The 13,787-nt window shown below is 41.9% G+C and carries 9 protein-coding genes; 4 read left to right on the top strand and 5 right to left on the bottom strand.

Annotation, left to right across the window (positions count from 1 at the left end; all coding sequences use genetic code 11):
• Window positions 1–24: 24 nt before the first annotated feature.
• From ZA05_RS13935 to ZA05_RS13920, 4 genes are read right to left on the bottom strand one after another with little or no spacing between them, the layout of a single operon-like run.
• Entirely contained in the window at window positions 25–1,335 is a 1,311-nt protein-coding gene (locus tag ZA05_RS13935) for a hypothetical protein (protein WP_053992296.1), read from the bottom strand.
• 12 nt (window positions 1,336–1,347) lie between these two features.
• Complete coding sequence (gene xylA, locus ZA05_RS13930; protein WP_197276099.1) at window positions 1,348–2,664, bottom strand: xylose isomerase; 1,317 nt, start codon at window positions 2,662–2,664, stop codon at window positions 1,348–1,350.
• Between the two features lie 52 nt (window positions 2,665–2,716).
• Window positions 2,717–4,207: a xylulokinase gene (locus ZA05_RS13925; protein WP_053992294.1), complete on the bottom strand. Its 1,491-nt coding sequence runs from the start codon at window positions 4,205–4,207 to the stop codon at window positions 2,717–2,719.
• A gap of 25 nt (window positions 4,208–4,232) precedes the next feature.
• Window positions 4,233–5,960 carry a glycoside hydrolase family 43 protein gene (locus tag ZA05_RS13920; RefSeq protein WP_053992293.1) on the bottom strand — a complete coding sequence of 576 codons (1,728 nt, stop codon included), beginning with the start codon at window positions 5,958–5,960 and terminating at the stop codon, window positions 4,233–4,235.
• Between the two features lie 188 nt (window positions 5,961–6,148).
• Here ZA05_RS13920 and ZA05_RS13915 point away from each other — a divergent pair, with 188 nt between their 5' ends.
• Window positions 6,149–7,177, top strand: a complete 1,029-nt coding sequence (locus ZA05_RS13915; RefSeq protein WP_053992292.1) for a LacI family DNA-binding transcriptional regulator — start codon at window positions 6,149–6,151, stop codon at window positions 7,175–7,177.
• Between the two features lie 23 nt (window positions 7,178–7,200).
• Here ZA05_RS13915 and ZA05_RS13910 read toward each other — a convergent pair whose 3' ends face one another.
• Window positions 7,201–9,492 carry a glycoside hydrolase family 3 C-terminal domain-containing protein gene (locus tag ZA05_RS13910; RefSeq protein ID WP_082333792.1) on the bottom strand — a complete coding sequence of 764 codons (2,292 nt, stop codon included), beginning with the start codon at window positions 9,490–9,492 and terminating at the stop codon, window positions 7,201–7,203.
• Between the two features lie 168 nt (window positions 9,493–9,660).
• Between ZA05_RS13910 and ZA05_RS13905 the strand changes: the two genes are divergently transcribed.
• The 3 genes from ZA05_RS13905 to uxuA are packed head-to-tail and all read left to right on the top strand — an operon-like array spanning window position 9,661 to window position 13,760.
• Window positions 9,661–11,814: an alpha-glucuronidase family glycosyl hydrolase gene (locus ZA05_RS13905; RefSeq protein ID WP_053992291.1), complete on the top strand. Its 2,154-nt coding sequence runs from the start codon at window positions 9,661–9,663 to the stop codon at window positions 11,812–11,814.
• Window positions 11,815–11,837: 23 nt separating this feature from the next.
• A complete protein-coding gene (locus ZA05_RS13900) occupies window positions 11,838–12,572 on the top strand; it encodes an SDR family NAD(P)-dependent oxidoreductase (RefSeq protein ID WP_053992290.1) in 735 nt (244 codons plus the stop codon).
• A gap of 21 nt (window positions 12,573–12,593) precedes the next feature.
• Window positions 12,594–13,760 carry a mannonate dehydratase gene (uxuA, locus tag ZA05_RS13895; protein WP_197276104.1) on the top strand — a complete coding sequence of 389 codons (1,167 nt, stop codon included), beginning with the start codon at window positions 12,594–12,596 and terminating at the stop codon, window positions 13,758–13,760.
• Window positions 13,761–13,787: the final 27 nt, after the last annotated feature.

Below are 13,787 nucleotides of genomic sequence, written 5' to 3'. Positions count from 1 at the left end.
AAGGTAAGACTTATATTTAAATTATTATTTGATAATTTCGAGGGTGGTCACACTCTTTGGAGCTACCAAATCCAAAGCCACCTTCAAATCTTCTGTGATGGTTGCCGACTTACTTTCCCTATTCAATAATGCAGATGTTTCAAAAGCAGAAACCGAACTGACTTGAGGTATTTCAAAATGAATTTTACTCACCGTAGAAATGCTTTGATTCAAAATAACAACCACAATTTTATTGGGGCTGTCATACGCCGTAATGTGCAACCCTGAATTATCTTGATCGGTTAGGCCTACCCTAACATATCCAGGTCTCACAAATTTTGAATAATGAGAAAAGGCATAGCCTCGCTTCAATATTTCCCCTGCTTGGGTACCTTCGGTTCCGTCCCCGATAAACGAATAATAGCGTTGGATATACCACCAAATATATGCATTCCAATTATGGCTCATGGCATTATGCATAGATGCCAACATTTCCATAGTTTCCTCCCAAATATCGGCTTCACTATAAGTACTCCATGCAGGCATATCGGGATTTCCTGTATTTAAGTTCATTAAATATTCGGTCATCCAAATGGGCTTGTCATGTTGTTCTGCCAAAGGAAAGTCTGCCAATCCTCCTCCGTAAATATGCCCTCCTACTATATCAATATTGGCAACCGCCTCAGGCCTATTCAACAAGGTATTTGTAAACGATTGACTAAAATTAAATGATTCCGGAGCCACCAAACTGGCATTGATATCACCGCCAAAGGCAGCTATAAAATCTCCCATTGTTGTGGCATTCCAATCACAGGATTCATAACTTACCTGTATTTCCGGTTCGTTTTGCACGGAAATGGCATCTATGCTCACCCCTTGTCCTGCCATAAAACTTAAATACTCATTAAGGTGATTTTTATAGGCCTCATAATATTCGGGTAACAAATGTCCGCCTACTGTATTGTTATTGCTCTTTAGATTGGCCGGTGGCGACCAAGGTGAAGCCATCAAGGTGACACCATGGTTTTGGGCTGCTTGCAGGGAAGCTACGGTTTGTGACCATTGCGATGGGTTTGGTGAAATACGGTCTCTAAAAATACTGAGCCCCAATTGGTCTTCTCCCAAGCCAAAGGCTTTTTCCGCTGCTTCTCCAGACAAATAATTGGATGTCCACATCCTGTTGGCCCCACCAAAACCAGAAATAGTCTGATATTGCTCTTCCAAATTAATGGTAACTACTTTGGCTGGTGTTGGGGAAGGGTCAGGGATTTCATAGTCGTCTCCTCCGCAATTGAACGAAAGCAAAGCACCTGTTAAACAAAGAGATATGATGAACAAAGGTTTGTACTTTCTCATAAATAGAATGGTCTAAATGTATTGGCTAATAATGTTCTCAAACAACTCCTGCTTACCACTTTGCAGAGGGATTTCTCCTTCTTCTGCAGCGATATCATATAAGTCTGACAGGTCCAATTTTCCTTTTTCAAACTCTTTCCCTTTACCTGAATCGAAAGAACTGTAACGTTGTTTTCTTAAGGAATCGTAACCCGAATATGAAATGATTTTGTCCGCAGTAATCAAAGCCCTTGCAAAAGTGTCGGCACCACCAATATGGGCTAGAAAGAGATCTTCCAAATCTGTAGAATTTCGGCGGACTTTAGCATCAAAGTTCACGCCTCCTCCTTGCAGTCCGCCCGCTTTTAAGAAAACTAACATCGCTTCGGTAACTTCCTGTATATTGTTAGGAAATTGATCGGTGTCCCAACCATTTTGGTAATCCCCTCTATTGGCGTCGATGCTTCCCAACATTCCCGCTCTGGCAGCCACTTCCAGTTCATGCTGAAAGGTATGCTGCGCCAAGGTGGCATGGTTGACTTCCACATTGATCTTAAAATCACGCTCCAAGCCATATTCCTTCAAAAACCCAATGGCCGTAGCCGTATCAAAATCATATTGGTGCTTAGTAGGCTCCATAGGTTTGGGTTCAATGAAAAATGTACCTTTAAAACCTTGTTTTCTGGCATAATCGCGCGCCATGGTTAAAAATTGTGCTAAGTGGTCCAACTCCCTCGTCATATCCGTATTCAACAGGGACATATAACCTTCTCTACCACCCCAAAACACATAGTTTTCTCCATTTAAAGCGATGGTGGCATCAATGGCCAATTTCACTTGCCCTCCTGCTCTTGCCAATACTTTGAAATCCGGATTGGTGGCAGCACCATTCATATATCTTGGATGTGTAAAACAATTGGAAGTTCCCCAAAGCAACTTTTTCCCACTGAATTTTTGTTTGTCTTTGATATAATCTACAATGGTACTCAAACGCTTCTCGGATTCGGCAAAAGTGGGAGCTTCTTGCACCAAATCAAAATCGTGGATGCAATAGTAATCAAACCCTATTTTGTCCATAAACTCAAAAGCGGCATCGGCCTTATCTTTGGCTGCCTGCATTGGTTCTGAGGATTGGTCCCAAGGAAAATTCTGGGTACCAACTCCAAATGGATCTGCTCCCTGACCGCAGAAGGTATGCCAATAGGCCACTGAAAATTTGAAATGCTCACGCATGGTTTTTCCAGCTACCATTCTGTTGGGATCGTAATATTTAAACGCCAATGGGTTGTGGGACAAATTCCCTTCGTATTCAATATGCTTAATTCCCTTGAAATATTCTTTAGTTGCCATTTTAATAATGTATTTTTTTATGTTATGATGTATTTTATTTGCGAATAATGTGTTATGGATTATTTATATACCGTTGTTCCAAATCCTGCTCCCACAGTTGAAATGCCTCAGTATAGGGAGCTTTATCCTTTACGGGACCATAAGTACATACCTTCTCGTTATCTGAAAAAACTTCTTCCAGACTATTAAAATCTCCCATGCTTACTCCTGCCGCCCTTGCGGCTCCAATAGCTCCGGTAGTATCTAGGATATCTATTTCTGAGTCAATAAGGGTTGCCAAAGTACTAGCAAATATTTCCGATTGGAACAGGTTATCATTCCCTGCCCTAATGTTGGATACCTTTACCCCATCTCCCTTCATAATGTTGACTCCATAAACAAACGAAAAAGCAATGCCTTCCAAAGCGGCCCTAAACAGATGTTCTGCATGGTGTTTATTAAAATTTAGGTTGAATATGGCCGCGCCATCATTTGTGTTGTTCATCATGCGCTCCACGCCATTTCCAAAAGGAATGACACGTAAACCTTCTGCCCCAATAGGAACATTGGCCGCCATAGTATTCATCTGTCTATAATTTTCGCCTTTCAAAATATGCTCCTTCATCCAACTATATTGAATCCCTGCGCCATTAATATTGAGAAGCTTACCTATTATTGGATTCTCTTTAGTGTAATTTACATGGGCAAAATTGTTGATCCGTAAACTCTCTGAACTTTTTGTCTCATCAGTCACGGCATACACCACCCCCGAAGTCCCGCCCGTAGCGGCTATCTCCCCTGGACGCAAAACATTCAAGGACAAAGCATTGTTGGGCTGGTCTCCGGCACGATACAACACAGGAATACCACTTGGCAATCCAGTGCTCTTGGCGGCTGTTTTTGTAACCGAACCTTGAACAGAGAAGGTGGGAACTATTTTAGGAATCAAACTGCGATCAATTGCCATATAATCAAACAACCAATTGGCAGTGGTATTAGCATTAAAATCCCACATGATCCCTTCGGAAAGTCCAGAAATTGTCGTAGTGGCTTCTCCTGTAAGCTTAAGAGCAATAAAATCTCCCGGCAATAAAAACTTATGCACCTTTTCATATAGGGAAGGTTCGTTGTCCTTGACCCATTTTAGCTTGGAAAGTGTGAAATTCCCAGGGGAATTCAATAAATGAGACATGCACTTTTCTTCTCCCAAATAATGAACTACCTGATTCCCTATTGCCGCAGCCCTACTATCGCACCAAATAATTGAAGGTCTCAAAACCTCAAAATCCTTATCCACCAAAACCAAACCATGCATTTGATAGGCAATCCCCACACCTTTTATTCTAGCTTTATTTACCCCTGTTTGCTTTATCAATTTTTGAGTAAGCACCCCCAAATATTCCCACCAAAGGTTAGGGTCCTGTTCCGCCCACCCTGTTTTTGGAGACATGATTTCCATTTCCTTTTCTGGATATTGGGTCAGCCCTATAACCTTGCCTGAAGCTGCATTGACCAATGCGGCCTTAATAGATGAACTTCCTAAATCATATCCTATGTAATACATCACTTAGTTATTAATTAAAATGACCTTAAAAATGCTCGCTGGAAGCGTACATAGCCAACATGCTCCCCACAAATCCTTTCGCGACCTTGGTGCTCAATAATGAAGCATCAACATTGGCCTTTAGCAACCGCCAATCGTCATCTTTATTTTGTTTATAATAGAAATCGTAATACTTGGTGCGTCCCACAATTTTCACCCAAAGATCATGGCTGCTTTCTTCTAAAACTTTGGAGGCCAAAATCTCCAGTGAATCCCCAAAACTTTGCTCTAAAAACACCTCTGTGTTACCTTGCTCATTGAAACGTTTCCCAATGAATAGGTAATGTTTTTCATTTTGAAAGGCTACCAATCCAGACGCTTGAGATGTTTGGGAAGGTTGGAATGAGAATTTTGAGGCCACCTCAAAACTAGTATGCTGTTGCCGCCTTCCGATAAAGGAAAACTTGGATTCGTCATGCATACTTTCGGTTCGGGCCTCCATCAGCAGTTGTCCATCTTTAAAATGGTAAAATGGCCCTTTTGGAGTTCTAAGAAAATTCCAAACCAGATCCAACGAACCCGATGAAAATTCGTCTCTAGACAAAAAATTGCCAGTGGTTGGATCCACCTTTTCTTTGCTTAAAGGTAAATCTGGTCTTTCATGTACAAACGGATGGGCTTCTGTGCCTTTTACAAAAACAGGCCAACCATTCGCCTCCCAGGTCACAGGCAGCATAAAGGTTTCCCTCCCCGTGTTATAATAGTCATCATCGTAAGGACGGCATCCCAAATACACGCCCCACCAATCGCCGTTTGGCAATTCCACAAAATCCGCATGGCCTGCAGTGGTAATTTGGTCTGGACGATCCTTGGACAAATGTCTTTGGGTCAATATAGGATTGTTCTCATAGCTTACATAAGGGCCGTAAATATGTTTGCTCCTGAACACCACTTCGGAATGGTTATACCCTGTCCCCCCTTCGGCACAAAACAAATAGTAATAGCCATTCTTTTTGAAAATATGTGGGGCCTCAATCCACACAGGCTCCTTGGCCATATCGGTACCGCCGTCAACCAACAGCTTTTGGTTGGAGACTATTTTTTGACGTTTCAAATCGTATTCCCAAGTATAAATAGCTCGATGCCCATTGTGTTTTGAAATATTTCCTGGCGGCGGACCATTATGTGTGATGTAGACTTTACCATCGTCATCAAAAAACAAATCAGGATCTATACCATCAATTTCAGGTAACCAAATAGGATCAGACCAACCTTCTTCTGGATTTGTACTGGTAACAATAAAATTGCCTTTGGAGCTAACATTGGTGCAAATCACATAAAAAGTCCCTTGATGAAATCGAATGGTTGGCGCAAAAAGTCCTCTGGACACCCCTCCTGTAAAATCTGCTTGCGATTTTCGGGTGATGACATGACCAATCTGCTTCCAATTAACGAGATCGGTGCTTTTAAAAATAGGAAGCCCTGGGAAATATGAAAATGAAGAGGTTATTAAATAATAACTATCTCCTGCCCTACAAATACTGGGGTCTGGGTAGAAACCCGCCAATATAGGATTTACATATTCATTTTGTGTTGGACTATTGTTTTCAAAAACGGCATCTTGTCCTTTATATTCAAACCAATCGAAAGCAACAGTTGGATTGTACGCAATCGGTTGCTTTAAATTGGAAAAATTTTTGGTATTGGAAATTAATCCCAAACCTAAGCTCAATACGGCAACCGACAAAAACAATTGATTTTTGAAACTCCTCATAAATGGCAACTAAGTGTGTAACCTTCTTTTTAATTCTTGACAATTTACAAAAGTTTTATATAAAATTTAACAATTAAATAATTTTTATCCCTAAAATTTTAACATTACTAATTTTTGAACTAAAAAAATTCAACAATCGGTAATTTGTTAAAAAAGATTATTTTTGTAGGTACGTTCAAAATTGATCTATGACACAAAAAAAGGACATAACCATCTATGATATTGCCAAGGCCCTCAATTTATCCACTTCCACGATTTCCAGAGCCTTAAAAAACCATCACAGCATCAGTAAAAAGACCATAGAAAAGGTAAAACAAGCGGCTCAAGATATGGGCTATTCCCCCAATACGATTGCCGCCAGTTTACGTAACAACAAAACCTACACTATTGGCGTCCTTATTTCAAGGATCAATCGTCCCTTTATTTCGGCTTTGATTAGTGGTATTGAAGAACGCGCGCAAAAGTCGGGATTCAATGTCATTATTACCCAGTCCAACGATTCTTATGAAAACGAAATCAATATGGCACAGGCCCTTTATAACAGTAGGGTTAGTGGGATTATTTGCTCTCTGGCCATGGAAACCAGGGACACATCTCACTTTAAACAGTTCATGAACAAAAATATCCCAATTGTGTTTGTGGACCGTGTGCCCAAGGACATCGAAACCTATCGAGTGATGATCGACAATTACTCCGCAGCCTATAAAGCAACCAAGCACTTAATTGAACAAGGCTGCAAGCGAATTGCCCATTTTGCAGGATCCCAATACATGAACATTTATAGTGAACGGAAACGAGGATACATGGAAGCTTTACGTGATTACAATTTGGAGGTAAACGAAGACCTCATCATCCCTTTCAGTACGTTAAGTTATGAGGAGGGTGAAAAAGCCACCAAAAAACTACTGAAAATGGAGAATCCCCCTGATGGTATTTTTTCCGCCAATGACACTACGGGTGTAAGCGCCATTCAAATAGCCAAGCGACTCAATGTGAAGGTTCCCAAAGAATTGGCCGTCATTGGGTTTAACGATGACCCTATTGCATCCATCATCGATCCAGGCCTATCGACGGTAACACATCCCGCCTATAAAATGGGACAAACCTCTGCCGAAAAAATAGTAAAGCACCTTAAAAATGCCCTTGATGATGATATTACTGAAGTTACATTTCTAAACACAGAAGTGGTGGTTAGAGAGTCGTCAAAGCGAAACTAAAACACAACGCAATAAACCTTGGTCTACTTTAGTTCTATAGTAACTTCTCCCATTTTTGGAGCGCCCAATACAATACTTTTTTTCATGGGACTGGAACCTCCAATATAGATTTTGAAAGTCCCTGATTCAATAAGTCGTTCTCCTTTGTCGTTTACCATTTCAAAGGCCTTTGGCCCCAACTCAAAGGTTAAGAGCTTGCTTTCCCCGGCTTTAAAATGACTTCTTTTCACTCCTTGCAACTGAAAATTGGGAACCTCAAAACTCGCATCCATATCAGTCACATATAACTGTACCACTTCATCGGAATCTACCTTGCCTGAATTAGTAACCTCAACCGTTACCTTTACGGTTTCATTTGAGCTAATGGAATTAGAAGACAATTTTGGAACGCCATAAGAAAATGAGGTATAGGAAAGTCCAAATCCAAAGGGGTACAAGGGCTCCTTTTCCATGTATTTATAGGTACGTCCTTTCATGGTGTAGTCCTCATAGGCCGGCAGTTGTTCATAAGATTTTGGAAAAGTAATTGGCAATCGTCCCGAAGGAGACACCTTCCCAAAAATAATATCTGCAATGGCATTTCCGCCTTCTTCTCCCGGATACCATACAAACAACACCGCATCCGACAAAGCTTGCACTTCTGCCAGATCAATGGGGCTACCACCTGTAACCACGGTAATGATTGGGAGCTGTCCTGCTTCTTTTCGCAGTTTTCTCAAAAATTCCAATTGGTTCGCTGGTAATCCATATTCAAAGCGATCTCCAAGAGTGGCTGAAGCTATAGACTCTCCTTCCTCCCCTTCCAATAGTCCTGAAATCCCCAAAACAGCAATAGTGGCATCACTTTTCCCAGCATTTGGAGTGGTCCAGTCCTGAGGGTTGGCATTTGGACGGTCCAACATAATTCCCATTCTGTATTGCAACTGACTGGCATGGTCTACCGCTCCTGCAGTGCCTTCCAAAACGGTGACCAACTTAGGATTCACTCCAAAATAATTCCCCAGAAGAACATCGCTATTTGCCGCATGAGGACCCGTTACAAAGTATCGTGCCAAGTCATTCTTTAAAGGCAACGCACCATTATTCTTCAACATGACTATCCCCTTTTGCGCTACCTCCCTGGCCAAGGCTCTATGCGCTTCACTATCCACAACATCCACAGAAATATCATCATAGTGATGACTCCCTGCCGGATCAAAAAGTCCTAATTTAAAACGAGTTTTCAATAAAGTGGCCAACTCCCTGTCTACTTCGGCCTCAGTTAAAAGCCCTTGTTTTACCGCTTCTGGAATCCCCTCCAAATAGGTGCTACCACAATTCAAACTCACTCTACTTTTAACAGCCAAAGCTGAGGCTTGGGCCGCTGTTTTTACGGTTCCATGTCCGCCTTTATCAGACGGCGTGTAAAAATCCACGATGGCCCAACAGTCACTCAATACATGTCCCTTGAATCCCCATTGGTCCAAAAGCACATCCGAGATCAAATATGTATTGGCACAGCAAGGCGCACCATTCGTACTGTTATAGGCACACATAACGGCTTCTACATCGGTATTTACCAAGGCCTCAAAAGCAGGCAAATAGGTTTCCCACAAATCTTTCGGATTGGCTTTCGCATCAAACTCATGGCGTAACTTTTCAGGCCCACTATGCACCGCATAGTGCTTGGCACAAGCGGCCGTTTTTAAATACTTGGGATGATCTCCTTGAAGCCCCTTTACGAAAGCAGTTCCCAAACGCGAGGTCAAATAAGGGTCTTCCCCGTAGGTCTCCTGGCCCCTGCCCCATCTAGGATCTCTAAAAATATTGATGTTTGGCGTCCAAAAAGTCAAGCCACTATACCGTTTAAAATACCCTTTGGCCTTTGAGGCATTGTGCATGGCTCTGGCTTCATCGGAAATTGCCGAGGAAACCCGTAAGGCCAAATCCTCATCAAAGGTAGCTCCCAAACCTATGGCCTGTGGAAATACCGTAGCCACTCCAGAGCGCCCCACCCCATGCAAGGCTTCGTTCCACCAACTATATGGCGGGATTCCCAGCCGTTCGATGGCATTGGTATTGTGCATCATCTGGTCGGCCTTCTCTTCCAAAGTCAATCTTGAAATCAAATCTTGCACCCTGTCATCCAAGGATAAGGATGGATCATAAAACGGAAAATCGTAGTCTGGCCGGGACTCCGTTAAAGCTATTTCCTTGGAAGGATTTGAAGCCTCCTTGGAACCAAGCTTTTTCTGGCACCCTAAAACTGTCAAAAGAACGGTTGCTACACCTAGTAAAACAGTAAGAGATTTCGTTCCATGTATTGAAAAGCGCATAATATTATTAAATTGATAATAAAACCAAATATCAATTAAAAAAACAATAAATGCAAACGATTGCATTTATTGTTTTGACAATAGCTTTATTTTTGTTTATTTTACACTTAATTCCATTTTGAGGTGTTTTAGCCCTTCAAAATATGTCGTAAAATAATCTTTTCACCCATGCCTAAATATTTAAAATGGCTCTTTACTTTTGGTGTTGTTCTGGTCTTACAAAGTATGGCTTACGCAACCGATGGCTATAAACTATGGTTGGACTATAAGACCATTTCCGATAGTACACTTTTAAAAGAATACCAATCGTTGGTAGGAAGTGTTCAAGCTTACGGAAACTCAGAAACCATAGAAAAAGCCAATAGGGAACTCCATGAAGGGCTCTCAGGTTTATTGGGAATGAATGCCAAAAAACTCAAAGGAACATATAGCATTGTTATTGGCACTTATCAAACCCTACCAAAAGATATTGCCTCACAGTTTTCGAATGGGTTGGAGAACATCAATGAAGAAGGGTATGTGATAAAATCACTTGGCAATCACATTGTGATTACAGCGAAAACTGATATAGGTGTCCTGTACGGAGCCTTTAACTTTTTAAAACGTCTTCAAACCCAACGATCCATTGAAAATTTAAATATTACTGATAGTCCTAAAATAGATATAAGAATTTTAAACCATTGGGATAACCTAGACCGCTCGGTAGAGCGCGGTTATGCGGGGTTTTCCCTTTGGAACTGGCACCAACTGCCGGATTACAAAGATCCCCGTTACGAAGATTATGCAAGAGCCAATGCTTCCATTGGCATTAACGGCACCGTACTTACCAATGTCAATTCCAATGCTTTGGTGCTTACACCTCAGTATTTGGAAAAAGTGAAAGCCTTGGCGGATATTTTCCGTCCTTATGGCTTAAAAGTATACCTCACCGCACGATTCTCGGCTCCTATGGAAATTGGAGGCCTACAAACCGCCGATCCCTTGGATGCGAATGTCAAAACCTGGTGGAAAAACAAAGTGGAAGAAATTTACACCTATATCCCAGATTTTGGAGGCTTTTTGGTCAAGGCCAATTCCGAAGGACAACCCGGACCTCAAAACTATGGTCGCAACCATGTGGATGGTGCCAATATGATGGCAGAAGCTTTAGCCCCTTTCAACGGCGTGGTTATGTGGCGTGCCTTTGTATATTCGGAACACGATGCTACCGATAGAGCCAAACAAGCGTACAACGAATTTGTACCCCATGACGGGCAATTCAAGGATAATGTCATTATTCAGGTGAAAAATGGCCCTATCGACTTTCAACCAAGGGAACCCTTCCACCCTATGTTTGGCGCCATGCCCAACACCAACCTCATGATTGAATTTCAAATCACTCAGGAATATATGGGAGGTGCTACCCACCTCGTCTATCAACCTAAATTATTTGAAGAAGTTTTTGAAGCCGATACCTATCAAAAAGGTAAAGGCTCCACGGTGGCAAAGGTGATTGATGGCAGCTTGCACAACAAAAAAATTACTGGTGTTGCTGGAGTTTCCAATATTGGCACCGATCGTAATTGGACTGGACACCATTTTTTACAAGCCAATTGGTATGGGTTTGGTCGCTTGGCTTGGGATCCCTATTTAAATTCTGAAGACATTGCCAAGGAATGGACAAGAATGACCTTTTCCAACAAAGCAAAATTCGTAGATAAGGTAGCGGACATGATGATCACCTCACGGGAAGCTGTGGTAAATTATATGACTCCTCTTGGCTTACACCATATCATGGCAACCGGCCATCATTACGGCCCAGGTCCTTGGGTGGGCAATCTTTCTAGACCGGAATGGAACCCTGTCTATTACCATAAAGCGGATAGCAAAGGGATTGGTTTTGACCGTACCCCTTCAGGCAGTAATGCTACAGCGCAATATGCGCCCGAGGTGGCAGCCATGTTCAATAATCTTACAAGCTGTCCTGAAAAGGATTTATTGTGGTTCCACCATGTACAATGGTCCTACAAACTAAAAAACGGCCACAGCCTCTGGAATGGTATGGCCCTAAAATATCAAGAAGGCGTTAATCAAGTGGCACAAATGCAAACTACTTGGAACCAATTGGAAAACGATGTCGATGCGCAACGCTTCAACGAAGTGAAAATGATGCTGAATATTCAATATAAAGAAGCCAAATGGTGGAAGGATGCCTGCCTATTATATTTTCAACAGTTTTCAAAAATGGAGCTTCCAAAAGGAGTTGAAGCCCCTGCACATACACTAGAGTATTATCAAAATTTACAATTTCCATATGCCCCTGGCATACGGCCACAATGGTAACAATTAAATGACAAAAAGAACACATGAGTAAAATAGCAATTGTAACAGGAGGAAATTCGGGATTAGGTTATGCCACCGCAAAAAAATTATGCGATAATGGGATTGTTACCTATATCATTGGACGGTCGGAAGACAAAACTAACGCGGCCTGTGAGGAAATAGGTCCAAATGCTGTTCCGGTTATTTTCGATTTAAATAATTTAGAAGGTATTCCGGACATGATTCAGGATATTGCCGGTGATGGAAACATAAACATCCTAGTGAATAATGCCGGAATCAACCTTAAAAAACCTTTCGAGGACGTCTCTGATGAAGAATTTTCAAGCATTATTCACACCAATGTTTTGAGCGTGTTTGCCGTTAGCCGAGAGGTGGTTAAAATCATGAAACAGCACCAAGGTGGAAGCATTGTCAACATCAGTTCTATGGCGTCTCAATATGGCATTCCAAAGGTAATCGCCTACACAGCTAGTAAAGGCGCTATTGAAGCTATGACACGCTCTATGGCCGTAGATCTGGCCCAGTACGGCATTCGTGTCAACTGTATCGCTCCTGGTTTTATTAAAACCAAAATGTCGGCCAAAGCCTTGGACAATGATCCTGAACGTAAAAACAAAGTATTGGGCAGAACCCCGATGGGTGTTTTGGGAGAACCTTCCAACATTGCAGATGCCGTGTACTTTTTCGCCCTAAATGAAGCTAGTTTCGTCACTGGTACTGTATTACCTGTGGACGGTGGTAACAGTATTGGATTTTAAAATTTAGAGGCCATGATACAAATGCAACAAACAATGAGATGGTTTGGGCCTAATGATACCATAAGCCTAAAAGACCTGAGGGAATGTGGCATCACTGGTATTGTAAGTGCCCTACACCACATTCCTGTGGGGGATGTATGGGAAATTGAGGACATCCAGAAATATCAGCAAACTATTGCCGATGCAGGACTGGAATGGACCGTTATTGAAAGTCTTCCAGTTCACGAAGACATTAAGCGTCGATCAGGGAACTACCAAACCTATATTGAAAACTATAAACAAAGTCTCAAAAATATTGCCCATTGTGGCATAAAGGTCACCACCTACAACTTCATGCCCATTTTGGATTGGGTAAGAACTCATCACAGTTTTACAAATCCAGATGGAACCAAGGCGCTATTGTATAATCCCAAAGCTTTTATCTACTTTGATGTGTTTCTGTTGAAACGCCCGGGAGCTGAAGTTGACTATTCCGAAGATCAAAAAGCGGCCGCCCTAGCTTATGGGGAACAGCTTTCACAAGAAGATAAAGCAACCCTCTTTAGAAATGTACTCTTGGGACTTCCGGGAAGCAAAAAGAACTTTACTGCAGAAGAAATCCTGTCTCTTTTAGATAATTACAAAGGCATTGACGACGATGCCTTACGAAACAATTTAATTCATTTTCTTAAAGAAGTAGCACCAGTGGCAGAAGCCTTGGATTTAAAACTTGCCATCCATCCAGACGATCCGCCATTTTCGGTACTGGGATTGCCTAGGGTGATGTGCACATCCAAAGACGTTCAAGCCATTTTTGACGCAGTGCCTTTAAATGCCAACGGCCTATGTTATTGCACTGGCTCTTTTGGGGCCCATCCCGATAATGATTTAGTTCAGATGATAGACGATTTTGGAGAGCGCATTCATTTCTTGCATTTGCGCAACGTCACCAAAGAAACAGAAGGTGTCTTTAGAGAATCTGAACACCTTTATGGCAACAATCCAATTGCGCAAATTATGGAACGTCTTATTGCTCTTATGCAAGAGCGACAAATCAGTCTTCCTATGCGGCCTGACCACGGTTTTTTACATTCCATTGAAGAAGGCAAAGAGCAATATCCCGGCTATTCCTTGGTTGGCCGATTAAAAGGATTGGCTGAATTGCGAGGATTGGAACTTGGCATCATTCACGCTTTAAAAGGTCATTGAAATGAAAAGATTTACAAAATTTCTAAT

The organism is Mangrovimonas sp. TPBH4 (assembly GCF_001280505.1).
Taxonomy (GTDB): domain Bacteria; phylum Bacteroidota; class Bacteroidia; order Flavobacteriales; family Flavobacteriaceae; genus Mangrovimonas_A.
This window is presented reverse-complemented; position numbering and strand designations above follow the sequence as displayed.

Excerpts from the sequence above, each read along its gene's own strand:
- ZA05_RS13935 (WP_053992296.1), bottom strand. The coding sequence starts at position 1,335 with ATGAGAAAGTACAAACCTTTGTTCATCATATCTCTTTGTTTAACAGGT.
- xylA (WP_197276099.1), bottom strand. The coding sequence starts at position 2,664 with ATGGCAACTAAAGAATATTTCAAGGGAATTAAGCATATTGAATACGAA.
- ZA05_RS13925 (WP_053992294.1), bottom strand. The coding sequence starts at position 4,207 with ATGTATTACATAGGATATGATTTAGGAAGTTCATCTATTAAGGCCGCA.
- ZA05_RS13920 (WP_053992293.1), bottom strand. The coding sequence starts at position 5,960 with ATGAGGAGTTTCAAAAATCAATTGTTTTTGTCGGTTGCCGTATTGAGC.
- ZA05_RS13915 (WP_053992292.1), top strand. The coding sequence starts at position 6,149 with ATGACACAAAAAAAGGACATAACCATCTATGATATTGCCAAGGCCCTC.
- ZA05_RS13910 (WP_082333792.1), bottom strand. The coding sequence starts at position 9,492 with ATGCGCTTTTCAATACATGGAACGAAATCTCTTACTGTTTTACTAGGT.
- ZA05_RS13905 (WP_053992291.1), top strand. The coding sequence starts at position 9,661 with ATGCCTAAATATTTAAAATGGCTCTTTACTTTTGGTGTTGTTCTGGTC.
- ZA05_RS13900 (WP_053992290.1), top strand. The coding sequence starts at position 11,838 with ATGAGTAAAATAGCAATTGTAACAGGAGGAAATTCGGGATTAGGTTAT.
- uxuA (WP_197276104.1), top strand. The coding sequence starts at position 12,594 with ATGCAACAAACAATGAGATGGTTTGGGCCTAATGATACCATAAGCCTA.